This is a genomic window from Pseudomonas sp. CMR5c, assembly GCF_003850545.1.
GTDB classification, from domain to species: domain Bacteria; phylum Pseudomonadota; class Gammaproteobacteria; order Pseudomonadales; family Pseudomonadaceae; genus Aquipseudomonas; species Aquipseudomonas piscis.
Genome location: NZ_CP027705.1, coordinates 2,277,403 through 2,298,215, shown reverse-complemented (window position 1 = coordinate 2,298,215; position 20,813 = coordinate 2,277,403). Strand labels below are relative to the sequence as shown.

General features: G+C 57.3%; 30 protein-coding genes. 3 read left to right on the top strand and 27 right to left on the bottom strand.

What is annotated here, in order from left to right:
- Positions 1-11 precede the first annotated feature (11 nt).
- The 14 genes from C4K40_RS10895 to C4K40_RS10830 form a co-directional block, all read right to left on the bottom strand.
- Positions 12-392, bottom strand: coding sequence for a phage tail assembly chaperone (locus C4K40_RS10895; RefSeq protein WP_053138291.1), 381 nt, complete (start codon positions 390-392; stop codon positions 12-14).
- A 3-nt stretch (positions 393-395) separates the two neighbouring features.
- On the bottom strand, positions 396-1,049 hold the full coding sequence (locus tag C4K40_RS10890) for a phage tail protein (protein ID WP_053138288.1): 654 nt from the start codon (positions 1,047-1,049) through the stop codon (positions 396-398).
- Positions 1,050-1,122: 73 nt separating this feature from the next.
- Positions 1,123-1,539 carry a phage tail terminator-like protein gene (locus C4K40_RS10885; protein ID WP_053138274.1) on the bottom strand — a complete coding sequence of 139 codons (417 nt, stop codon included), beginning with the start codon at positions 1,537-1,539 and terminating at the stop codon, positions 1,123-1,125.
- A complete protein-coding gene (locus C4K40_RS10880; protein WP_053138271.1) occupies positions 1,536-2,189 on the bottom strand; it encodes a hypothetical protein in 654 nt (217 codons plus the stop codon). Before C4K40_RS10880 ends, C4K40_RS10885 begins: the two co-directional genes overlap by 4 nt.
- Entirely contained in the window at positions 2,186-2,557 is a 372-nt protein-coding gene (locus C4K40_RS10875; RefSeq protein WP_053138268.1) for a hypothetical protein, read from the bottom strand. The genes C4K40_RS10880 and C4K40_RS10875 overlap by 4 nt, the downstream gene beginning before the upstream one ends.
- Positions 2,558-2,559: 2 nt before the next feature.
- Positions 2,560-3,063 carry a DnaT-like ssDNA-binding protein gene (locus C4K40_RS10870; RefSeq protein ID WP_053138265.1) on the bottom strand — a complete coding sequence of 168 codons (504 nt, stop codon included), beginning with the start codon at positions 3,061-3,063 and terminating at the stop codon, positions 2,560-2,562.
- A 59-nt stretch (positions 3,064-3,122) separates the two neighbouring features.
- The gene (locus C4K40_RS10865; protein WP_053138401.1) at positions 3,123-3,713 is read right to left on the bottom strand and encodes a hypothetical protein; all 591 of its coding nucleotides are present in this window, start codon (positions 3,711-3,713) and stop codon (positions 3,123-3,125) included.
- Positions 3,714-3,759: 46 nt separating this feature from the next.
- Complete coding sequence (locus C4K40_RS10860; protein WP_053138262.1) at positions 3,760-4,722, bottom strand: major capsid protein; 963 nt, start codon at positions 4,720-4,722, stop codon at positions 3,760-3,762.
- Positions 4,723-4,734: 12 nt separating this feature from the next.
- Positions 4,735-5,463: a hypothetical protein gene (locus tag C4K40_RS10855; RefSeq protein ID WP_053138258.1), complete on the bottom strand. Its 729-nt coding sequence runs from the start codon at positions 5,461-5,463 to the stop codon at positions 4,735-4,737.
- Between the two features lie 407 nt (positions 5,464-5,870).
- The gene (locus C4K40_RS10850; RefSeq protein ID WP_053138399.1) at positions 5,871-6,956 is read right to left on the bottom strand and encodes a minor capsid protein; all 1,086 of its coding nucleotides are present in this window, start codon (positions 6,954-6,956) and stop codon (positions 5,871-5,873) included.
- Positions 6,931-8,349 carry a DUF4055 domain-containing protein gene (locus tag C4K40_RS10845; protein WP_053138254.1) on the bottom strand — a complete coding sequence of 473 codons (1,419 nt, stop codon included), beginning with the start codon at positions 8,347-8,349 and terminating at the stop codon, positions 6,931-6,933. The genes C4K40_RS10850 and C4K40_RS10845 overlap by 26 nt, the downstream gene beginning before the upstream one ends.
- The gene (locus C4K40_RS10840; protein ID WP_053138251.1) at positions 8,346-9,647 is read right to left on the bottom strand and encodes a terminase large subunit domain-containing protein; all 1,302 of its coding nucleotides are present in this window, start codon (positions 9,645-9,647) and stop codon (positions 8,346-8,348) included. Before C4K40_RS10840 ends, C4K40_RS10845 begins: the two co-directional genes overlap by 4 nt.
- The gene (locus C4K40_RS10835) at positions 9,634-10,095 is read right to left on the bottom strand and encodes a DUF2280 domain-containing protein (protein WP_053138248.1); all 462 of its coding nucleotides are present in this window, start codon (positions 10,093-10,095) and stop codon (positions 9,634-9,636) included. Before C4K40_RS10835 ends, C4K40_RS10840 begins: the two co-directional genes overlap by 14 nt.
- 32 nt (positions 10,096-10,127) lie before the next feature.
- Positions 10,128-10,751, bottom strand: a complete 624-nt coding sequence (locus tag C4K40_RS10830; protein ID WP_053138396.1) for a putative metallopeptidase — start codon at positions 10,749-10,751, stop codon at positions 10,128-10,130.
- Positions 10,752-10,841: 90 nt separating this feature from the next.
- On the opposite strand from C4K40_RS10830, the gene C4K40_RS10825 reads away from it, so the two are divergent.
- Positions 10,842-11,204 carry a hypothetical protein gene (locus C4K40_RS10825; protein ID WP_053138245.1) on the top strand — a complete coding sequence of 121 codons (363 nt, stop codon included), beginning with the start codon at positions 10,842-10,844 and terminating at the stop codon, positions 11,202-11,204.
- Positions 11,205-11,296: 92 nt separating this feature from the next.
- Here C4K40_RS10825 and C4K40_RS10820 read toward each other — a convergent pair whose 3' ends face one another.
- From C4K40_RS10820 to C4K40_RS10810, 3 genes are all read right to left on the bottom strand, one after another.
- Positions 11,297-11,641: a hypothetical protein gene (locus C4K40_RS10820; protein WP_053138242.1), complete on the bottom strand. Its 345-nt coding sequence runs from the start codon at positions 11,639-11,641 to the stop codon at positions 11,297-11,299.
- A complete protein-coding gene (locus tag C4K40_RS10815; protein WP_022639557.1) occupies positions 11,638-11,967 on the bottom strand; it encodes a hypothetical protein in 330 nt (109 codons plus the stop codon). The genes C4K40_RS10820 and C4K40_RS10815 overlap by 4 nt, the downstream gene beginning before the upstream one ends.
- 105 nt (positions 11,968-12,072) lie before the next feature.
- Positions 12,073-12,432, bottom strand: coding sequence for a hypothetical protein (locus C4K40_RS10810; RefSeq protein ID WP_083457012.1), 360 nt, complete (start codon positions 12,430-12,432; stop codon positions 12,073-12,075).
- 501 nt (positions 12,433-12,933) lie between these two features.
- Here C4K40_RS10810 and C4K40_RS10800 point away from each other — a divergent pair.
- Positions 12,934-13,461 (top strand): hypothetical protein, encoded by a 528-nt coding sequence (locus C4K40_RS10800; protein ID WP_053138240.1) that lies wholly within the window; start codon positions 12,934-12,936, stop codon positions 13,459-13,461.
- Positions 13,462-13,604: 143 nt separating this feature from the next.
- On the opposite strand, the gene C4K40_RS10795 is transcribed toward C4K40_RS10800, so the two are convergent.
- The 9 genes from C4K40_RS10795 to C4K40_RS10755 all read right to left on the bottom strand — a co-directional run bounded on the left by C4K40_RS10795 (position 13,605) and on the right by C4K40_RS10755 (position 19,126).
- Positions 13,605-14,291: a hypothetical protein gene (locus C4K40_RS10795; RefSeq protein ID WP_053138237.1), complete on the bottom strand. Its 687-nt coding sequence runs from the start codon at positions 14,289-14,291 to the stop codon at positions 13,605-13,607.
- Between the two features lie 67 nt (positions 14,292-14,358).
- A complete protein-coding gene (locus C4K40_RS10790; protein WP_053138234.1) occupies positions 14,359-15,744 on the bottom strand; it encodes a DnaB-like helicase C-terminal domain-containing protein in 1,386 nt (461 codons plus the stop codon).
- Positions 15,741-16,238: an ATP-binding protein gene (locus tag C4K40_RS32090; protein ID WP_306108870.1), complete on the bottom strand. Its 498-nt coding sequence runs from the start codon at positions 16,236-16,238 to the stop codon at positions 15,741-15,743. The genes C4K40_RS10790 and C4K40_RS32090 overlap by 4 nt, the downstream gene beginning before the upstream one ends.
- A 289-nt stretch (positions 16,239-16,527) precedes the next feature.
- A complete protein-coding gene (locus C4K40_RS10780; RefSeq protein ID WP_053138228.1) occupies positions 16,528-17,265 on the bottom strand; it encodes a helix-turn-helix domain-containing protein in 738 nt (245 codons plus the stop codon).
- 3 nt (positions 17,266-17,268) lie between these two features.
- Positions 17,269-17,490: a hypothetical protein gene (locus C4K40_RS10775; protein ID WP_053138224.1), complete on the bottom strand. Its 222-nt coding sequence runs from the start codon at positions 17,488-17,490 to the stop codon at positions 17,269-17,271.
- Positions 17,487-17,750, bottom strand: a complete 264-nt coding sequence (locus C4K40_RS10770; protein ID WP_053138222.1) for a hypothetical protein — start codon at positions 17,748-17,750, stop codon at positions 17,487-17,489. The genes C4K40_RS10775 and C4K40_RS10770 overlap by 4 nt, the downstream gene beginning before the upstream one ends.
- Complete coding sequence (locus C4K40_RS10765) at positions 17,750-18,130, bottom strand: hypothetical protein (RefSeq protein WP_124421285.1); 381 nt, start codon at positions 18,128-18,130, stop codon at positions 17,750-17,752. The genes C4K40_RS10770 and C4K40_RS10765 overlap by 1 nt, the downstream gene beginning before the upstream one ends.
- A gap of 203 nt (positions 18,131-18,333) precedes the next feature.
- Positions 18,334-18,756 carry a phage regulatory CII family protein gene (locus C4K40_RS10760; RefSeq protein WP_053138217.1) on the bottom strand — a complete coding sequence of 141 codons (423 nt, stop codon included), beginning with the start codon at positions 18,754-18,756 and terminating at the stop codon, positions 18,334-18,336.
- A gap of 124 nt (positions 18,757-18,880) precedes the next feature.
- Positions 18,881-19,126, bottom strand: a complete 246-nt coding sequence (locus C4K40_RS10755) for a YdaS family helix-turn-helix protein (RefSeq protein WP_053138214.1) — start codon at positions 19,124-19,126, stop codon at positions 18,881-18,883.
- A gap of 99 nt (positions 19,127-19,225) precedes the next feature.
- On the opposite strand from C4K40_RS10755, the gene C4K40_RS10750 reads away from it, so the two are divergent.
- Positions 19,226-19,651 (top strand): hypothetical protein, encoded by a 426-nt coding sequence (locus C4K40_RS10750; protein ID WP_053138212.1) that lies wholly within the window; start codon positions 19,226-19,228, stop codon positions 19,649-19,651.
- 313 nt (positions 19,652-19,964) lie between these two features.
- Here C4K40_RS10750 and C4K40_RS10745 read toward each other — a convergent pair whose 3' ends face one another.
- Entirely contained in the window at positions 19,965-20,714 is a 750-nt protein-coding gene (locus C4K40_RS10745; protein WP_053138209.1) for a zeta toxin family protein, read from the bottom strand.
- Positions 20,715-20,813: the final 99 nt, after the last annotated feature.

Below are 20,813 nucleotides of genomic sequence, written 5' to 3'. Positions count from 1 at the left end.
GCGTGCGGCGCTTAGGAGTTTCCCAGGCGGGCCTGGTTGAAGGCATCGGAGTACGTCGCGAGTACTGCGCTGGGCACCGAGAGAATCGAGGAGACCAGGAGACGGACGTTCTGGTCGTTGAACTCTTCCTTGAAATCCCAGCCAGCCACCACGGCCTTGACTTGGTCGACCTGGAGATCGATCTGAGCTGCGGTGAAAGTCATCAGGTCCATGTCATCAGCCTTCGCGACCAACGCCTTGTGGCGCTCAACCCACTCGGCGTAGAGCTCGGCCAGACCAGCCCTGTCGAGGTACTTGAACACGAACCCAACCTTTACCGGCTGGCCGCCCAGTTGCGGGACCATCACGTCGGCCTTAAAGGTCGGATTCTGGATCAGTGAGAACTTGGCCATGGGTTACACCGAGGTCAGGTAGCGGGTCGGCTCGGACTGCAACGCCAAGCTCACGGTACGGGTCAGCAGATTGTTGCGAGATACCGCAGGCTGCTTAGAAAACGAGGTATAGGCCCCGTACAACAACGTGTCATTGCCCGGCAGGTTGAGGCGTGCGGCCTGAACCTTCTTGCCCGAGTCAGCAGACATCAGGACCGAGTTGAAGGGCTGGGCCGGATCATCCGCGATGGTCAGCGTCATGCTCGCCGCCGATTTATCGGTCGGGATCTGCTTGCCCTGGTCATCCTCCAGAAACACCACATCGAGGTAGTTCTGTTCGCCGCCGGAGAACGCCAGGTCTGTGACTTGAGGAATCAGCACCCAGCTGAGGATCTTCTTCATCGAGCCCGCACCATTGCCGGCCGGGAAAAGTTGCGTGTCGGTGGTGTCGATCCCTTCCAACGTAATCGCAGTGGCGGTTGCGGCCTTCACGCGAACCACCTTGTTGTCCAGCTTGCTCCAGCCCGAGGTCAGCAGCACGATGTCGCCAACGTCCAGGTCGGCAGCCACCACAGAAGCGACTGCTTCGGCGGCATTGGTGATGGCAGTGAACGCCAGGGGTGGAGCGTAGGTAGCGGCGTGCTGGAAGGTACCGCCGTTAGGAATTTTGTATCCCATTGGGTTTTCCTCTCTTTAGAAATAACAAAACCCGCTCAGTGGCGGGTTCGTTGGGGTTGCCCGATAGGCAGAATCAGTTGGTATCAGCTCGGTACTGGAAGGACACGGGCAGGGTGTAGGTTGTGTCTCCCTGAATGCCTGGGCCTTGCTCTGGAGGCGTCATGGTGACCACTGTCAGGCCGCCCTTCTCGTTCCGCTCGTACAGCGGAAACAGTGCGCCGATCTCGTCAGCCAGGCCGCCGGCCGGACCGCGGTACTTGCCAGATGGTGCGACCACGCTGACCTGGAAGATGCCGGTGTACAGCCGGTGATCGCCCGCCAGAGTATTGCTCGCCGTGTCAGCCGGCAGTGTGTAGGCACGGAGGTAGGTTTCTCCGTCCTTTGGCGTGTGGGCCTCGTTCTCAACGACCACTTTAAGTGGTGCTGCTCTGGCCTTCGCCCAGGCGATAACCCTGGCCTCGAAGATCGAGGCAATGACGTTGTGGCTCATACCTGGTTGTTCCTGATGGCTTCGTCGACGATCTGCTGGAACCTTGCGAGCGTGATTCGAACCATGCCGCCGGGGGCCTGCTGTGAATGCCCGTATTCAAGCGGCACCGCATAAGGCAGGTTGTTTACGATGTACGCCGTTTGCCCGATGGTCAGTTGCTCAACCTGAAGCTTCAGCTTCGCCAGGGTGACATTGCCGGATGGGTCGATCTGATCCAGCACACCCTCAGCCGGCGTATCGATCGAGAACTGCCAGTTCCCCCGGAAGCGGCCGCCGACATAGTCCTTTCCGGCGACCAGGCCGTTCACGTTGAAGTTCTGGTCACGCTCGGTCTTGGTCAGGGGCTTGGCGTACTTCACACCTCGACGCAACTTGCCTGCCTTAGTGAAGTTGCTAGGCGTCAGCGACTTGATCACGTTGCGCACTTCAACATTGGCGTCATAAGCATCCGCCTCTGCGGTGTTCTTGGCGCGGAATGCCACGTTGGCCGCCCAGATCTCCGGATTGCCCACCGGCGACATGCGAATCACGCTGCTGCCGATCTCGATCACGATCTCGCGGAAGGTGGCGTCAATGCCGGCCTGGGCCTGCTCGGCGAACTGGCGGATGTTCTCGGCGAAGCTGCCGTTCCTGCCCGCATACCGGTTCATGACCGCACCTGCAACTCGTACAGAATCGGCGTACCGGCGGGGTTGATCTCTTTCAGCGGCGGAACGATGGACCAGGTCCGCCCTTGAATGACCACCTTATTCAGCAGATCCGGCGCCCAGGCCAGCCCCTGGGCGGCGACCTTGAGCTTCTTGTCACCCTGCTTGATGAGACTGTTGTTCTGAAACTCCAGGCCTGTGAAGTCGAGCAGGATGCCCTGGGCGGTTTGCTCGGTGACGGTGTCGGGGCCGGCCGACCCGGTTTCAGGATCGTACTCGCCGGGCTTGATGTCACGGATGGTTACGGGTTGGCCGAAGCGCGTAATCAACCGCAACGCGGTTTCAGCCGTGCGGTCATAGAACGCGCTCATGATCATGCCCTCACGGCAAACAGGCCTCGCTTGGCCAGGTAATCGGCGAACTGGGTTCGACTTGGGCGGTCCGGTGCAGCCGGTAGAAGTCTGCCGCTGGCATTGCTAATTGGCGCATATTCAACATCAACTGCGCCCTCGACACGCTCGCGAATTACTGCGCCTTGGCGCTGGTCAATCGGGTCAACGTCGTCGGTGTGGATCTCGGCGGCCAGGGCCATCTGGCCGTACTGAATCCGCGCCGGCAGGTAGTTGTTGGGCTTGATCTCCTGATCCAGCAGCACTTCCCGGCGCGGCCAAGCCAGAGCCTGCTCGCTACTAGTCTTGCGGCCCTTCCAGATCATGCCATCCATTGCCAGAGCCGCCCGACGAAGCAAGGCTTCCTGGGCAGGCACCTGCGCAGGGATGGCTACGCCGAACTTCACGGCGTACATGGCCAGATCCTCGGCGGATGCGTAGCTTTCGGCGTCAGGCTTTCCGGTGCCGTCCTCAATGATGAGTGTCATGCGTCAACTCGCTGGTATGGGTTGAAGATTGGCCGCCGGATCACCGGCAGCCAGCAGTATCAGGCCTTGGGCAGATCAGCGATGAGCTTTTCAAGCGATTCTTTCGAGGCGTTGGCCCGGTACTGCACCTTCGCTTCATCAAGCTTTGCCTTCAGCGCCGCAATTTCGCCAGCCTCATCAGTCGGCGCCGCAGGTTCCGCCTTCTTCAGAGCTTCGACCTCACCGCGCAGTGCATCGATAGTCAGGAGCAAGCCGTCACGCTCAGTTGTCAGCTCGCCGACTGAGGCGTGGATGATGCCCAGCGATTCAAACAGACGTATCGCCAGCTCACCAGACTCGGGGCGCTGGATTTCGCCAGCGTCCAGACCATCAAGCAGGAGAATGACCGCGCCATTTTCAGCTCGTAGCTTTGCAACTTCGTCTGCCAGGTCACCACATGCAGGCGCCTTGGCACTCGGGACAAGCGCGGCCGGGGCATCTTCGACCAATACGTCAACACCTGCTGCCTCATAGGCAGCGACAATGTCCGGATAGTCGCCGACGACCACCACCGCCGTCGCATCGCGCTCGATGCCGCGAAACAGGCTAGCAGTCCGGTAACGCTTGTCTGGATCGAAGCCTTCAAGCTGGTTCGTGTAAATCAGTTCCATGGAAATCTCCGTATCGGCCATTGCTGACCGCTTCCAGGGGCAGGTATCAACCACCAGCTGGTGGCGTCGGGGTCAGCGTGATCATCACGCCGGCGGTGACCTTGTTGCTGTCCGCGTGCTTGGCCCAGTTGGCTGCCGAGCCTACGGCGGCCAGGGTTGGGTTGACGCCACCAGCGGACTCCTTCCAGCTGTAGCCCAGAACATCGATGTTCACTGTGCCCTCGGCGCGGTAGCCGATGCCCAGGTTCTCTTCATCGTTCACAGGGTACGAGCGGAAGCCCGGGGCCTGGGATTCGGTGATGACCACAGCATTCGGCAGCAGACCGAAGATCACGTCCGCAGGCGCGGTGTCGGTTACCAGTACCGGCTTGCCGAGAGTGCCCGGCAGGCCGCCGTAGATCACAACGCCGGCTTCTTCGTAGATCTTGCTGGTGATGGCCTCGTCGACGATGTCGAAGTAGGCGCTGGAGTGCATGACCCACAAGGCAATGCGGCCGAACTTGTCGCCGAACTTGCGCATGCCACGGGTCAGAGTCTTTTTGCCATCGGTTTCGATGTTGGCGGTGACCACCATGCCGGCGTTGGAGCCAATCGAAGCCCGAAGCGCAGCAGTGGCGTACTGGATGAAACCTTCCAGGGTCGCGTCAGCCACGTCGGCGCCAATGATCTGAGAGAACTCATCAACCGGACGGCCACGACGCTTGAACGCCTCTTCGGTGGTCTGGTACGGGCCGTACTTCCATGGGGCTTTAACGCCTACAGCCTCGCCGGCACCAATCTTCTTGGCGGTCACCTTGCCGGTGGAGTTGACGTCGCGGTGTTCCAGCGAGCCGCCGATCTTATAGAAAGCGCGCTTACGAAAGTCGCCTTCGATCAGCTCATTGTCGAGGACGATCGCACCATTGGAGGATGCGTTGAACACGTCCAGGTTGTCCTGGACACGCTCCAGGTATGCGGTCTGCGCCTCATCGTTGTAGATGATCAGGTCGCTGTTAACGGTAGTTGGCATGGATGAATCCCCTTACTTGGGCAATGCGAGGTACGCGGTTTGGCCGTGCTTGCGCTGGTAGTCGCGCTTCTGCTCAGCAGTCATTTCGGAGCGCTTGAATGCAGCCTGGCCGCTACCCCCGCCCGGGGCTTGTGTGCCTGAAGCCCTTGGCCACAGGTGAGGTGCGCTTTCGCGCAGAGACTCCGCCCATTCGAGCGGTGTCAGAGGGGTCTTGCCGTCCTTGCCGAGAATGATCTCGCCAGATTCATCAACGGCAACGGCTTCGCCCTCTTCGTTCAGGGTGAACACGCCTTTGGCGCGTAGAATGATGTCGTCGGTTGCTTCGGGGAGAGCCCCAGCCTTCAGCGCTGCGCCACGCACCGAATCACCCAGAACCTTGCCCTGGAATTTGGCAGCGAAGGCTTCAGCCTTCTCCGCCCGCGCTGTGACCGTCTTCAGTTGCTTGTCGAAGTCGACACGCAGGCGCTCGGTGCGACGGTTGAAAACCTCGTCCACCTTGCCTTCGGTGAGCAGCTTGGTTTCTTCATCCTGACCGGCCCGACTCAGCAGTCCTTTGACCGCATCGATATCGATGCCTTCGAACTGGGTTTCAAACTGGGTCAGCTTGCCGGTGGTTTCCTTCAGCTTGCCCAACAGCTCGGAGTTCTTGGTTTTTAACCCGGAGACGGATGCTTCAACAGCAGTCGCGATAGCGGCCTTGACTGCCGGGTTTTCCAGGTCGATTTCGTTTTCTTCTGCCACGTTGCTGCACCCCTTGGGTATGTGTTGCCCGCTTTGCAGGCATAAAAAAACCCCAGCAGATGCCAGGGTTAGTGAGTTGCCGAAAACACTACGGAGCGATACCAGAGCACCGAATCTTTCCATCCGCGGTGAGCGTGAATGCCACCCACGGGTAGCTTTCTTGTAGTCGCTGGCTCACCAGTCGGTAGACTTCCTCCTTGTGATCAGATGGCCCATCGATTGGAAAGTCATCAAAGCCTCCTGTACCGCTTGGATAACGCGCCAACATCCTCAGAAAGGACTCAATCAGATCGCCCGTCACCCTTACAACTCGCTCAAACTCCATGCACATGTAACACCTCGCTGTTGATTGAGGCGATATGGTAAAGCTCTTTTGGAAAGGCAAAATTGCGTGGTTTGCATGGTTTCTATATGCCAGCCTGCTCAAATGCCAGTGGCTCCAAAATCTTCATCTGGGCCAGTGTCAGCGGCGCGAAGTTGCGATCGAGCTGCAGCTCTGCGAACCGCTCCACGGTCAATCCGCCCTCCCGAAACAACTTGCCCCGAACAGGACCGATTGCCACGGCCTGAAACGCTGCTGGCTGCTGCTGAAGCCACTGGTAGTAGTCCAGGCTCGCGCTGACCTGCTGGGGGCCGCCATCACCGATAGAGGCTCGGGTAGCGCCCTCGGCGAAAGCCGCACTCAGTTTGGTGATGAGGACGAAGGTCGTCCGGCAGTTCGGGTGAAACGGCGGCCTTGGCCCGGAATCGACCGGAAACCGCCGCTTATCCATCGATCGGCAGGTCTGACTGGTCTTGCTGTCCAGCGTGGCGACCATCTCAACCTCGGACACGATGTCCGTGTTGGCCTTGGCCACCTCCATGCGCGCCTGAGACGATACATGCTGAATCGCGGTGTGCACGACAGTGCTGGCATTGCGGCTGGTCGTGGCCAGGATGCCGTCCTTGTAGCCGGCCGCCTTGGTGCCGCGGATGTTGCGAATGATCTGGAAGTTCGTCTCTCCTTCGAAGAAGCCCTGCCGGATCGTGCCTGTGACGCGTTCGCGCTCAGCAGTGGTCCACCCCTTGATGAAGGCCTTCAGCAGCTTCCCACCACCGGTACCGCGCACACTGAGCGGGTTTGTCAGGACTGCCGTGCGGACCGCCGCAACAGTCGGAGCTGCCACATCCAGCGATACGCCAACCGGTGCTGACCGGGCAAGGCTGGTGGCTTCGAACTCAGCCTCGTAGTTCGCAATGTCCACCAGGTCGAGATTCAGTTGCGTGCTGTAGCGGTCGAAGATGCCCAGCAGGAGGCTATCGACCTCCTTCAGCAGCGCTTCCAGGCGCTTGACGTTGTACTCAGTCAGATCCGACCGGGTGAGCCGGTCCCGAATCGAACGATCAATCTCCTTGAGGAAGGGAGCGAACTTGCCCACCTCCCCCGCCTTCAGCTTCTCGAGAAAGACCGCGTGCCGGATCGTGGCGTCAAGAATTGCTTGGTTTGCCGCCATTGGGGTTGTCCTCGTCGTCCAGGCCCAGGCCATCGCCCTGCTCCTGCTGCTCGCCATCAATCTGCAAGTCCGTGCGCTCAGGAGCGATCAGCCCCAGCTTGCGCAAGTAGGCGCGCAGGTCAGCCTTCGCAAACCCGCCGTTCTGCCAGAGCCCGACGAGAGCGGTGATCATCTGCGGATCCGCTGTCAGCTCCACGAACTCCTGGTTGACCTGGTAAGCGACCTTCTTGTCAGTGATGCCCATGTAGGAGCAGCACCACATAAGCGCCCTGGTGTAGGCCTCGCTGATGTTGGCCACGCACCCTGCAAGGACAGAGGTCGATGCAGACTGATCTCCGCGAGCCTCGGTTGCGGTCTTTGACGACAGAGACGCTACGGCCATGCGAGCGCCCAGCTCGATCATCATCTGGTTCTTGTCGGCCATGGCCTCCTTGACCAACGTGTTGGGCTGGGGCTGTGCGTACCCGAAGGAACCGCCAGCAGGCAGCATCATCGGCGCCCTGGAGCCCACATAGACGCCGTTCTTCTCCATCCAGTCGCGCCACTGCTCATCCAAGCCGGAGATCCACGGCTGGGCCTGGCCGCACCAGAAGACGCTGTCTTCATAGTCGGCGCTGTTCCGGTAGTGGCCCAGGTTGATCATGGCGATGTCGTAGAGGGGCGATTCATCAATGCTCGGGTCGTTGTTCTGCGCGCCGACGAAGGTGAACGGGATCTCTTTGAGGCGCCCGGAGCCGCCTTCAGGCCTGAACTCCTCAACAATGGCCAGCGGGCCGCCGCCTTTCGGTCCAGATCGACGCCAGACCCGACAGACGAAGCCATCGGGCTCCAATGCCAGCTCTCGATACTGCTCAATCACCTTGAAGCCGAAGCCGTCTTCCTCCTCCGGCGCCTCTCGCAGCACCACCAGGGTCAGCACACTGTGACCATTCACCATCCCGGTACGCCAGTTGATGATGTCCTCAGCGCAGTAGGACAGGATCACCGAGTGGCCACCGATGCCATCGTCCTGGTGGTAGTCGACATAGAGGCCATGCCGACCAGCCTCAAGCACCTTCTCAAGCGTGCCCTGGGAGTGCTGGTAGATGCTCACGCCGGAGCCGTTGGCGTTGTCCTGCAAGTACTCCAGCTTCTTCGATACCACCAGTGTCGGGTCTTTATGGAACGCCAAGCCCAGCAACCCGTTTCGGGTGTGCCCAGTGGCGTTCTTGAAGACTGCGCGCTCGCGGTACGCTCGGTTTCGGTCTTGGTTCTCTGGAGACTTGTCGTGCGCGTTGATGTACGGCAGTCGATCGACAACCCGATGCTGGCCGGCACACACATCGCGCACTGTTGCCCATCGGCCCAGGGCCTCGATGTAGTCCGCCCGCTTGAAGGAGACGTCGTTGCTCATCGGGCGTATCCCATTTTGATAGCGGTGACCGGTTTGATGATCGGGTACTCGCGGTGGATGAAGTAACCGCCGCCATCGTTGGCGTGGTCGTTTCCTTGTGACTTGTCGGGCTCGCCATTGGCAGCCCATACCTGCTGTTCCAGGCCATCGGCATAGGTCGGGCAGGTAAGCGGATTTACCAGGTAGCGCCGCTCGCCCTGGGCATTGCAGAACATGGCGTTCATGGCGTTGATTCGGTCCTTGACTGGCGGGTTGGCCGCCGGCGCAATGACCGAGAAACCGGCCTGCTTGAGCATGGCGATGTCCGTCATGCTGGCGTTGACCGACTTGCGCGAATCGCCCGAGGCGTCCGGGTAGATCCTGATCTCGCACGTCTTCTTGAAGTCGTTGCCGTCGTGCTGCCAGTAGCGCTCCTTGATGCGGCGAATCATGTCCGGCGTGTCGTAGCCATCGATCAGCTCATCGACCGCCCTGGGCAGCCCCTGGCCGCGTTTGACGTGGGTGATCGCCGCCATCTTGCCGACGTTGAAGTCCATGCCGATAAACAGCGGCTCGCCAGCCTGGACCGTGTCGAAGCACTGGTTCAGCTTTCGGTCATAGGCGTGGTAGATCGAGCCTGACGTCAGGTTGACGAACTGGCCGTTCAGGTAGGCCCTGATCAGTTGCTCGGGGTACGACTCCATCAGCGACGGGATGTAGTCGTCGGGCAGGTTCAGCTCGTTGTCGAAGGTGCTGGCCTGGACCAGGCCATACATCTCCTTGAGCGCCGGCTTGTCGCGCAATTGCTTCACGAACTGCTGGAAGACGAACTTGAAGCCCTCGGGCGTCGTGGTGACGTCTACCCCGTTCTTCAGGCCCGGCAGGTTGTAGCGCATCCGGGCAATGATCTTGCGCCAGGCCTGCTGTGCCTTGATCGACGTCAGCACGTCCAGCTCATCCACCAGGGCGTGGCCGATCTTGAAGCCGACGATGGTCTGGGGCTTCTCCATAGACCGGCAGATCACAGTGCCGCGGCATTGCTGGCCGCTGTAGATGTGAACCTCATGGTTCGCCTGGTTGATCTTGGTCTTCAGCCCCCAGTCATAGGCCACCTCATCCATGGTCGGATAGAAGATGTCCCGGATCTGCGGATAGGTTGGCGCGAAGTAGCCAGCGTTGACGCCGGGCCACTCCATGAAGTGCTTGCTCAGCGCGGAGCAGCCTACCCAGGTCTTCCCGGATCCAAAACCGGCAACGAAAGCACGGAACTTGTGGGGCAGCGTGAGGAACTGAGCCTGAGGAATGTTAAGGCTCGGCATTCGGCTTCCTCGCATCCACCACATCGACCTGGATGCGGGTCGGGATCAGCGGCTCGTCGTCCGGCTCTTCCTTACGGGCGCGGTTGACGTACATATCCCCGCACTCCTTGGCGGCCTGCTCGTAAAGCTGGGCGGTCAGGGCCAGGTTGCGCATGTTCTCGGCCTTCTCGGCCATCCTGGCTAGGCCGCGGAGACGAAACGCGCGGTTGGCGATCGGGATATCAGCCGTGTCCTCTCGAAAGCGCTTGCGGGTATCTTCGAAGACTGTCCGCCACTTCACTCCAAGATCACGCCCTGCGTACTTCGTGGGGTCGTACAACTCACACTGCTGACGGGTTACATCAAGCCCGAAGGTTTCCTTGACCGCCTGCACTACTTGCGTGGGCGTATCAAAGCAGGCCAACGCCTGCACAATGAAGCGCTTCACCTCATCTTTCAGGGCTGCCATATGGGTTTATTCCGTCAAGGTCCTGTCAAGGATCAGGCCGACTTGAGCAGACAGGTTCCGCAGGCCCTCGATATGTTCAATTTCCCCACCTCAGCAGGATTGTTTGCAGCGTCTACCAGGGCCTGAACGTCAGGGCTCGCACCGTAGCGGCGGACCACTCCGACGAATTCCTCGACATCATGGCCACGTAGCTTCAATTTGGGTGCGCCTTCCTGGGTGAAGGCTGGCTGGCCGTACTTATCAGTCGCCTGGGCGATGTGGTAGAGCTCGTGTTCGATCAGGGCGCAGAACTCAGCGTCGGAGCACTGAGCACAGTAGTCAGCGGCCAGGGTGATGATGAAGGCCGGCACATCGCCGAACCAATCACGCATCTGTTGCTCCATTCGGGCCTTCTGCCAACCGCCAGCGCGGAACGCCACCTGCTCGGCTTGACCCAGGACTATGCGGCCCTGCTTCTCGAAGCTCGACGATGCCCACATGACCCGGATGTCTGCATCCAGTAAGTGGGCATGGTCTTCGTTGTGGATGCTGCCAGTGTCAGAAAGGATCTCGGCCTGGATCCACTCCCATACCTCATGAGCTGGAGTCAGGCGGATACCACAAAGGCTCGATTCGGAAACACGCAAAAGCGCAGGGTAAGGCATAGGCCTGAACATCACATGCCTCCAGTTGACAATGATGAAATCCTGATAGAAGATCATAAAACCCTGATTTAGGGTTTTATGATCCGAATAAAGGAACTCAATATGCTTAGGTCACCTGAAGATACTGCGACACTCGTGGCGCTGATGTTCGAACGCTCCGGCCAAACCCGAATCCGGATCAGTCAAAAGACCCTTCGGTTTCTTGGTTATCGGTACAAGCTCCGCTCAGCCTTCATCACAGCCGTTTCCGAAACTCTATCCAACTACTATGACATTACTATGCTTGAACTGGACAACGGAGCCTTTGGCCTCTTCAGGACCAGTAGCCTAGAGGGAGCGAAAGCATTTACAGCCAGGCGGTTGTTGGAAGATCTGCTGCCAGATCTCAAGAAAGGGAAACACATTGATTACGAAGAACTGGACAAAGAGATTACTGGGTCAGAGCCAGTGGAGATTGACGAGTAACACGCTCCAGTTCAGTAGCAGCAGTGGGCCTGCGACTACCTGCCAGTCTTTAACCATCGCACCACGATTTTGCCAACACCAAACGTGGCGCACTACTGCTTGCGGCGCTCGATACCGCCCGACGCCTTGTCACAGCGCAGACAGTGCTCGCAGTTCAGTGCCCCGCACAGCCAGACCTTCACCCGCTGCCAGTACGTGACCATGAAGACGTGCCGAACACCGGCAAGGGCCAGGGAGGCGTACAAAGTCGCCTCTGCCACCGACTGGGACATGATCAGCCTATCGTTGCGCACCAGAAGCGCGTACCCGCTCAGCGCGATAGTCGCGTAGATCAACTTCCCCAGCACCCCGTCGCGGACCTTCCCGCTCAAGCAGCACCAGGTCGCCCATAGCGCAATCAGTCCTGCCGACCAGATTGCAACATGCTCCAGGATCATGTGCCACCTCCCCCGAACTTCGAACGAATGAACGCCCAAAGGTCAGCAGCTTTGATTGCCCGGGTGATGGCAGCGATCAATGAGCCACCGAAGGTACCGAGCAGAAAACCGATACCGGCAACGCTACGGGGTTCGACTACTCCCAGGTATGCGCTTACCAGTCCGGTCAGGTAATGAGCGCAGACGGCACCCGAGAAAATAAAGACAGCCCAGGCCTTTCGGTCCACCAGGTCATCGCGGTGCCACCAGCTCGCGGCGAACGCACCAACCAATCCTGCGGTAAACCAGGTATCCAGCCTGTCGAGCAGGCGGTACAGAAACTCCATGCGCTCGACTCCGTGGGCATAGTAAAAAAGGCTGTTACAGACTTAGTAGGAACCCAAAGACAAAAAGGCCCGGCATATGGCCAGGCCAGTGGCTACATCTAGCCTTTATGCAACCAAGTCCCAAGTGATGGCTATCGACCCAGTAGCGCTGGCTCCTGCGACCCTAGAGCCAGCAGTAACCCAAAGCCCCAGACCAGCTGGCACAAGCAATGGTTCTGGAAGCGTGATTAGGGAATGGCTGGTTGCGACAGCAGGGCCGTTGCCGCAGAAGATAATGCGAGTATTGGCGTCACCGGCACCGGCAGGAGCAGTCTCCGAGGCATAAAGGTTGACGTACCCGTCGGCAGGATCGATATAAGCTGTTTGAATGGTCAGACCGTTTACGTTCTGACTGGGCGAAACGATTTGCACAACATCCTTCGGAAATACGTTACCGAAGTGCTTACCAATTTTTATTGCACTCATTTTTCACCTATTGAGTCGAATGATTGTTTGCGGAAAATTCCGCTTTCATGTCGCTCAAAGGCGATTGCTCGAGGCTCAAGGCCTTCACACGAGTCGAGAATGTAAACACCAGCAACGCGTTGGGTTCGCTTCTGATGCACCCGAGGAGTGGAATTACTATCTCAGCAAAATACTGGACATGCAACCAGTAATTGTTCTAGCCATTCGCATCCACAGCCAGGACGCCTAACCGGACGGGCATGGTCGCGCCCATCGACGCTTTAGAAATGAAAAAGCCCCAGCGGGTGCCAGAGCCTGAATAGATGCGCGCATCTTTCCGCTCTGCCTGTCAAAGACCTTCCCTGCGTCGACGCCCCGCTGCATCGATCTCGCCGATCCAGCCTCGCGCCACCGAGATAGCATGTAGATAAGGGTGTGTGGGCTGCCGGTGTAAACTGGGGTAGCTGACCGCTAACCATTAGAAGCGTCGCAATTGACTCTGCGCCAAAGGACTCTCGCACGATGAATCTCGCCAATTTCCAAACTAAAGACTTACTCAAGCTTCAGTCTAAAGTGATCGAAGAACTCAAAGGTCGCGGAGTCCTTAGGACGATGAACAATCCTGTCGGCGACTATGCCGAATGGCTGGTAGCCTCAGCTTTGGGGTTGAAGCTCGCCAAGAACTCGGCCACCGGCCATGACGCGGAGTCTGAAGAGGGCAAAAAAATTCAGATAAAGGCTCGTCGCGTAAATCAAAACAACAAATCCAGACAGCTAGGCGCTATACGAAATCTGGATAAAGGTGATTTCGATGAACTCGTTGCGGTGATCTTCAATGAGGCATACGAAGTAATAGAAGCCGTATCGATCCCTCACTCCGTCATAGCTACTCACAGCAAGTACCGGGCGCACGTGAATGCGCATATTTTACAACTGCGCGGACCATTGCTTTCCGATAGCGGAGTGCAGGATATAACCGAGATACTAAAGGCTTTCAGCAGTGCACACGCATTGCTCCCGAAGGCCGATAACGCTGCGCTGGCAATTTGAGTGCAGGAGCGCCTTGTAGGAACACACCTGCACTTCTCGATTAAAAAACCCGGCGCTTGGCCGGGCTCAGGGTTTCGTGTGCGTTTCGCGTTACTTGTGCACTATGGGAAAAGTACGCTCAAAACCCCACCATGTCAATATCTTTATGCCGCCTTTTCATCATTTTCCGAGTGAATCACCTGCCAGATCGGCTGTTGAGCCTGAATATCCACTTCCTTGATAACTGCTTTCAGTGATTCCCATAAGGCGAACCAGTCACGATTCCAATGCTTAGGCTCGATAGTGACACCGAAGAACTCCTTCATCTCTGCTGCGACTCTGGCCGGCCCCCACTCTGCCGCGCCGTGAGCCTCACCCTTGTAGGACTGCAGGGCCAGGGTCACCAAGTACTGAGCCTTCACGCGCTTGGCCGATGTCAGATCGGGCAACGCCGCCTTAGCGGTAATCAGCAGCACTGCGTTCAGCAGATGCTTCATGTTCATCGCCGGGTGGTACAGGTAGTGCCCAAACTGCTGTACCTGGAACGGCAACGTGTCGATGGCGCGCAGTACCTTGCCTATCGTAGCCAGGTGCGCAGCGCGGGCCGTAGAGCGGCCGATCGGCGTGCGGCGGGTCTCACTTATGCTGATGCGCTGCCCAGGTACTGAGAAGCGAGCGGCCTCCTCCCCTTTCTCGCTGCCCAGCGCCGGGAACTGCACCTCGCGCTTGCTGATACGCCCCCGAGTCTTCACCGGTGCCGACTCGGCCCGCTCAATGGCAACAGCGCTGATCGACGCGTTCGATTCGTGCTGCGCCTCTGTCCATACCTGCCTTGCGTTGATCAGCTTCATGCTGCGATCCCCTTCTTCAGTTCACAGGTCTTGGTTCGGAATTTCGATAGTGCCGCCGTTAGATTGCTCATCGTTCAGCACTCCGAGACTGGTTTGAAGGCTTGTATTTACTGGCAAAGCCACGACCCATCTCAACCTCCTCGGTCGATGGTCCGCGGTTTCCGGTGAAGTTGACGAAACGGGCGAACTGCCCCTGCTGCTGAACCAGGCAAGATCCTATCGGCGCGTGTCTGCACTTAGGCATGATCAGTTCGGTAACACCGTTCTGGCCCTCCTCCGACTCGTTGTCGCGATGAACGAGGATGATGCAGTGAGCGTCCGCCTCGATTTGACCTGATTCGCGAAGGTCAGAAGCAATTGGTTTCTTGCCTGGACGCTTCGTTGATTCGCGGTTGAGTTGTGCCAACAGGATCACTGGCACTTCGAGCTCCTTGGCAATGTTCACGATCCCAGTAGAGATCTTGCCGAGCTCCGAGGCACGGTTGCAGGCTTTGCCCTCAGAGCCGATCAGACCGATGTAATCAATCACGACCACGTCGAGACCTTGGACGCGCTGAACCTGGCGGGCGATACTGCGGATGCGCGCCACGGTCAGTCCAGATTTGTCGCAAACGAACAGAGGCTTATCGAGGATTTTGCTCACAGCCGAAGTCAGTCGTGGCCAGTCATCATCCTGCAGTTGCCCGTCATCAAGTTTTCGTAAGTCGATGCCACCGATTGAGGCGAGCGTACGGTTGCCCAGTTCTTCCTCCGGCATCTCCAACGAGAAAACCATGCCGACGCCGGATCCACCGCACGCAATGTGCTGGGCAATTTGCAGGCCGAGCGTAGTTTTACCACTCCCCGGAAGCCCGGCCACGATGGTGACGGTCTTTTTCCGCAGGCCGCGGATCAGCTTGTCCAGATCCACCAGCCCGGTCGACAAACCAGATTGCAGCGCGCCGTTGAACTTTGAGTCGATTATGTCGATATTGCGCGTCACTACCTCATCCATGCGCTTGTAGTCCGGTTCACCAGTTTGCAGGTCTCGCAGATCCGCCATTGCCTGCTGGGCGTTTGCGATAATCTCGGCGACCGGTCGGTTCTCGGTTGCTAGCTCGCGCACCGCGTCAGCAGCATCAACCAGGCGGCGCAGAACGGCGCGCTCTGTCACAACCTTGGCGTAGGCCTTCCAATTGGCGATGCTTGGCGTGTTACGCGCCAGCTCGCCGGAATAGGCCAAGGTCACAGCCCCACTTGGCAGGGCCGGCATGAATTCATGCAGCGTCACCGGATCAACTGGCGAGCCTGCGCTATGCAACTCTGTCATCGCCCGAAACAGCGCAGCATTCTCCAGATCGTGAAAGTCCGCCACAGACACTTGGCTGGTAATTGCATCTAGCAACTCGCCATCGAGCAGCATTGCTCCCAGCAACGCGTGCTCGGCCTCATCGCTGAATAGTTCGCGATTCATACAGCACCTCGCGCTGATGCCCAGGTAAACCCAACTGCCTGGCCGCCAGCTTGGCGAAGGCGGTCTAGAGCCCGTTCACCGATGTAACGAGCAAGATCTGCAGTAGCCAGATTCGACACCACCACCGTTGGCAAAACATACTGATAACGGCGATCGATAACCTCATGCAAAACGCCCAGTTCGTAAGCACTACCGCTTTGGGCTCCAAGCTCATCAATGACGAGCAAGTCGAAACCCGATAGCTCGCTGAGAACATCGCGATCTGAATACTCGGCACATCGTTCCATCGCCCCTTTGAAAACACGAATGATCTCCGCTGCCGTGGTAATCACAGCCTGGGCGCCATGCTCACGAATAACGGCCTGAACCATCGCGCAAGCAAGATGGGTTTTTCCGTTGCCAACGTTTCCGGAAAGGACGAGCGATCGACCGGCTGCGTAGTTATCGGAAAACCGAGCAACGTAGTCTTTGCACGCATTGAGGGCCTTGGTCATACCAGCGTCCCCTGCAGTAGTTCTGTAACTGTCGAATGTGCACCCTTGGAAACGTGGTGCAATACCAGCCCCTACGAGCAACCTATTGAGGTCTTCAGCCTTCTTCCTACTGCTCGCCTGGGTATACTCAGCACTCGATTTTGGCGCTGTATGCAGGGCCTCCCAGTGACAGTGCTTGCATCCCCGAGCAAGCACAGAACCATCGAACTGCTCCGTCTCAGAACTATTCACCGAGCCATGCAACGGACATTCGAGATCAAAAAAGCGGACACGAGGCTGCCTGCAAAAATTAGAAGTTAGCTTGGCCATTTGGCACCTCTGGATACATGTCAGGGGTGTGGTTGGGCAGGTTGTTGAAGGCTGAAGGTTTCGCGGCGGATGCCGGCTTCAGCTCATCGTGCCACTTCTCTCCGTTTAGCCATCTCGACGCCATGGGCACGTATTGACCGTCATCCTTGGTCCAGTCGCGGGAAACGCGGTGGTTGCCCAGAGCAATCATCAGGGTCAGGCGAAGCTCTGCGTTTGGCTTGAGCTTCTCCCATGCCCTGCGTGCGTCCTTCTTCGATTTCTTATTCGGGTACAGCTTCCAGAACACTTCGAAGGCTTCGGCAAGTTCCACTTCTTGTGCACACAAGGTTTTAGGTTCCTTGACTGGTTCAGAAGAGTGACTGGTTCTGGGGGCAGCTCCTGCCCCACCCCCTAGGTCAGCTCCTGCCCCAGGTAGGTTATCTGATGCCCCACCTGGGGCAGGAGATGACCCACCATCGAGAGTTAAGTGAAAGAGGTTCGACTGATTCAAATCGCCCTTGCGGCGATACTCGCGGCGAAGAAGTCCAGCCTTTTCAAGTTCTCGAATATGTAGCTTCACAGTAGAACGTCCGATCTCGCATTGATCGGCGATGTGCTGGTATGACGGCCAGCACTCGCCTTGGTCGCTGGCATTGTCGGCCAGCTTGACCAGCACCAGTTTGCGCAGCGGATTACCCACCTTGATCTTCATAGCCTTGACCATCAACTCCATGCTCATCGGTCAAAGCTCCAGCTCGTCAGTGACACGCTTGATGAACGAGTCGTAGGACTCGGCCATGACGAACCCATGATCTTCCAAAGCTTGCCGATACGCCTTGGCGCTGCCGTAAAGCGTCCAGCGCTCACGCTCGGGAAGATTTCGGAAACGGGTATAGGTAGGCCAGGGGCCAGCGATCTTGCACGCCGTAACGGACTCCACAAACGCATCCGGTTGAGTTCTCATTTGGCGGCCCCCTCAACAAGCGCGCCTTCGATCAAAGCGTTCAAGCTCTCACCGCGCGACATCAGTTCACTGCCGACGATTCGCAAGCCGGCAGCAATTCCACCCAAGGTGTATCCATTGAGAATTCTCTCGACCGCATCAGGGTCTTCACCGGCGAGGTCCTGAAAAAGACGATCCAAAGCATCGATGAAATATCCCGTGTCGTGCATAGAGTTGGCGTCCTTCGAGATGCGAACATCGTTAGCGATTGATTGGCGCATCAACGGTACTCCTTCTCGACCGGAGCAAAGCCCTCTCCACCATTGCGCAATGCGCGCAACCCCAACACCGCCGCTGCAGCAACACTCTGAGCAAAACCAATCTCCAAGCACGTGTAACGGCCTCCCATGCCCGTTATGGCGAACTGAATGGCTTCATACGCTGCCGTTTCATCGACAGAAGCGAGTGCACTTATTTCTTCGTCGAAAAAGGCCATCCCCTTTTTCCAATCTTCTTTGACTCCAGGGTTATTCTTGGGCCAATTAACCATCAGCCCTTGGGCATCTCGACTTGTGAAACTCAGGTCTTCCCGCGTACAGATGAGCGGAAAATGGAATGGGGTGACAGGGTGACCTTGTTCACTACGGATTGCGTGTGCCATGATTAGTACCTCTGTGAGATGTGTTGTCCTGGTTGCGCAGGACGATTGATAGGCCCGGTTCCCGCCGGGCTTATTGCTTTCTGCCCCGGGTGATTCTCATCATCCACCCGTTTGAAATAGCGATTTCACTCGGGCAGGCACATCATCAACGCTGCCTCGAGAGAAAGTAATTTCAGGGCCGCTTAAGCTTTTAGCGGGCCTTCTCAAGCCGCCTTCACCGACTCCTCCAGCACCAGCAAGCTCTGTCGCACATGGCCGATTTCTTTCTGGATGCCTGCCTTCTCTATTTGCGTTACACGACCATCCGCCAGGGCGTCGTGGACAGCACGAGAGACATCACCTGACTCAGCAGCCAAGTGCACCAGCGCCTGAATCAAGCTGACCCCTTCAGGCCTCTGCTGAGGAACAAGGACATAACCCAAAGCGCCTGCCAGAAGCTGCAGTGGCTCTGGGTTCTTGCTGTGCACCAGAATCTGTAGGAACTGCTCCAGATTCAGCCGGTGCGAGTCGTCGTTCGGATTGCTGCGATTGAGTAGCGCGGTATGACTCATGCCCATCAAGTGGGCCAATTGCTTCGGCCCCGCCTCCAGCACTGCCTCATGAATTGCTCGATGTACCTGTTCCATTCGGGAAACCTCTTCGGGGTTGTCGTGGCAGTGTTTTCGCTTGATGAGCACAATGGACTCACCACCGCAGGAAGGCTTTTAATCAAGTTTAAAGACTGAGCTTCTGGGCTCGCTGAGTTCGAAATTAGGCTGCGGACTGCTTCGTTTCAGTCGTGGTATTTCGCAAATACGCCCAATCGACATCAGGCCTGAGCTCCTCACAGGTCACCTCCCTCCCCGACTCGCGCTCGAGCTTGATAGCGAGCGCCGGGTTGGCCCGACGTACGTTGTAAGCAACCTGCTTGAGCTGGCCCACGCTGGTACCGCAACGCTTAGCCAAGGCATCCAGCGAAACGGCGTCCAGGGAGCGCATAAATTCGATTAGCGTCATGGTCATCCTCCTAAGGACTCAAAGATTACTCTTTGCTAATTTGCAACACAATAGCAATTTATAATTTACTGTTTGCTAACGCAGGGACACTATTCGTCTATGGATATGAAAACTCTTCGGGTCGAAGCGCTGCGGCGTGTGATCGGCCCACTCAGCCAGAAAGATTTCGCCGATCAGCACGATCTGGACGCTTCCTATTTGTCCCAGATCCTCAACGGGCATCGAGGCTTGGGCGAGAAAGCGGCACTCAATCTCGAGCATAAAATTGGCTTGGCGCCAGGTGTCCTAGTCAACCCTGGAGGTTATGGCTCAAACCTCATCGAGGGTGAGTTCACACGCCACGAAGTTCGAGACCAGCCATCCCCTGCTTACAAAGCACTGCAACAGTCCGCCTCGCCCAGGGCGATCGCTGCGATAGAAAAGCTGGCCAGAGCCGCAGCCAAGGGAAAGCTCAAGGAATCTGACCTGGTGCTACTCGAGGGCATTGCAGGCCTGCTTGAGAAGGCCAACGCCGAAAAATCTTGAGCCAAATGCAAAAAGCCCGGCACTGGGCCGGGCTTTCTCATTCTGAGTGATTACTTCTAAGGTGGGAAGAAACGAAAAAGCCCAGCGGGCGGGCTGGGCTTCTACTATTTACTCAAAAAACTAGCCACCTGGCTTTTTGTTACTACCAGAGTCACCAGTGGACAATGAGCATTTTATTTTTGCCGCGCGTGCAACCACCTCACGCTGAGAAGCGCTTGCCTTGTGAAGCACTTCCCTGAAAACCTCATGCTTGGTTTCATAGGAGGCGTTACTGAAGAAATCCACCAACAGGCTGGAGTCTTCGGTGTAAGTTTTACGCATGACGATCAGCCTCAGTCAGTAGCTCAATGAGCTGCTCGTAATCATAGGTATTAGGTATTAGGGCGTCAATCTGCTCCACTGTTACCCCCGGCTCATAGAGCGCCTTGGAGCTATCAGTGTTTTTTACAAGTAAATCTATCTGTAGATCCTGCCCATAGGACTGCCTCAGCTTAACAATATTCTCCCTTACGGCTAGGTACTGTTGAGCAAATTTTTCCCTCGGAATATTTCTTCCCTCAGTTATCTCCCGTGCCTTCACGAACTCCCAAGCGAGCTCTGGGCGCTGATAGACGTACATGATCAGGGCACCTCTATTCCCCTTTAGACCCCTATCTATATTTCGTCTTGCGACATCAAGGTTCGACATCGTCCCATCAAGGATGAACGAAATACGCTTTTCAAAAGCCCTGTCCAAGACCTTTTCGAGGATTTTTGTCACAGCACGCTGGAAAAGATAAGAGTTTTTGCCTGAGTACCCTGGAATATTCTCTCGGAAATCGTCGGGATCAATTCGGAGAACTCGCCCCGCACCAACATCCTGTCCTCCCTTCTCGAGGGCCTCCACTATTGCCTTGGAAACCTCTGTCTTCCCTGCACCTGGTGAGCCCGCCATAAAGACAGTGAGCGGAGCACGCTCAGGGATAAAAACATCGGTATCGACAATTTTCTTTGCAAGAGGACGACGATGGGCGATTGCGAACTGAAACGCCGCTTCTTCTAACTCTATTTCTTCAGGGGTCATCGAAAGCTCGAAATCCGTTTTCCAAAAACTAACATAGCACCGTCCTAAACCGCACAGCTTTGGGGCAAAGCAAAGAGCCCGACACTTAGGCCGGGCTCC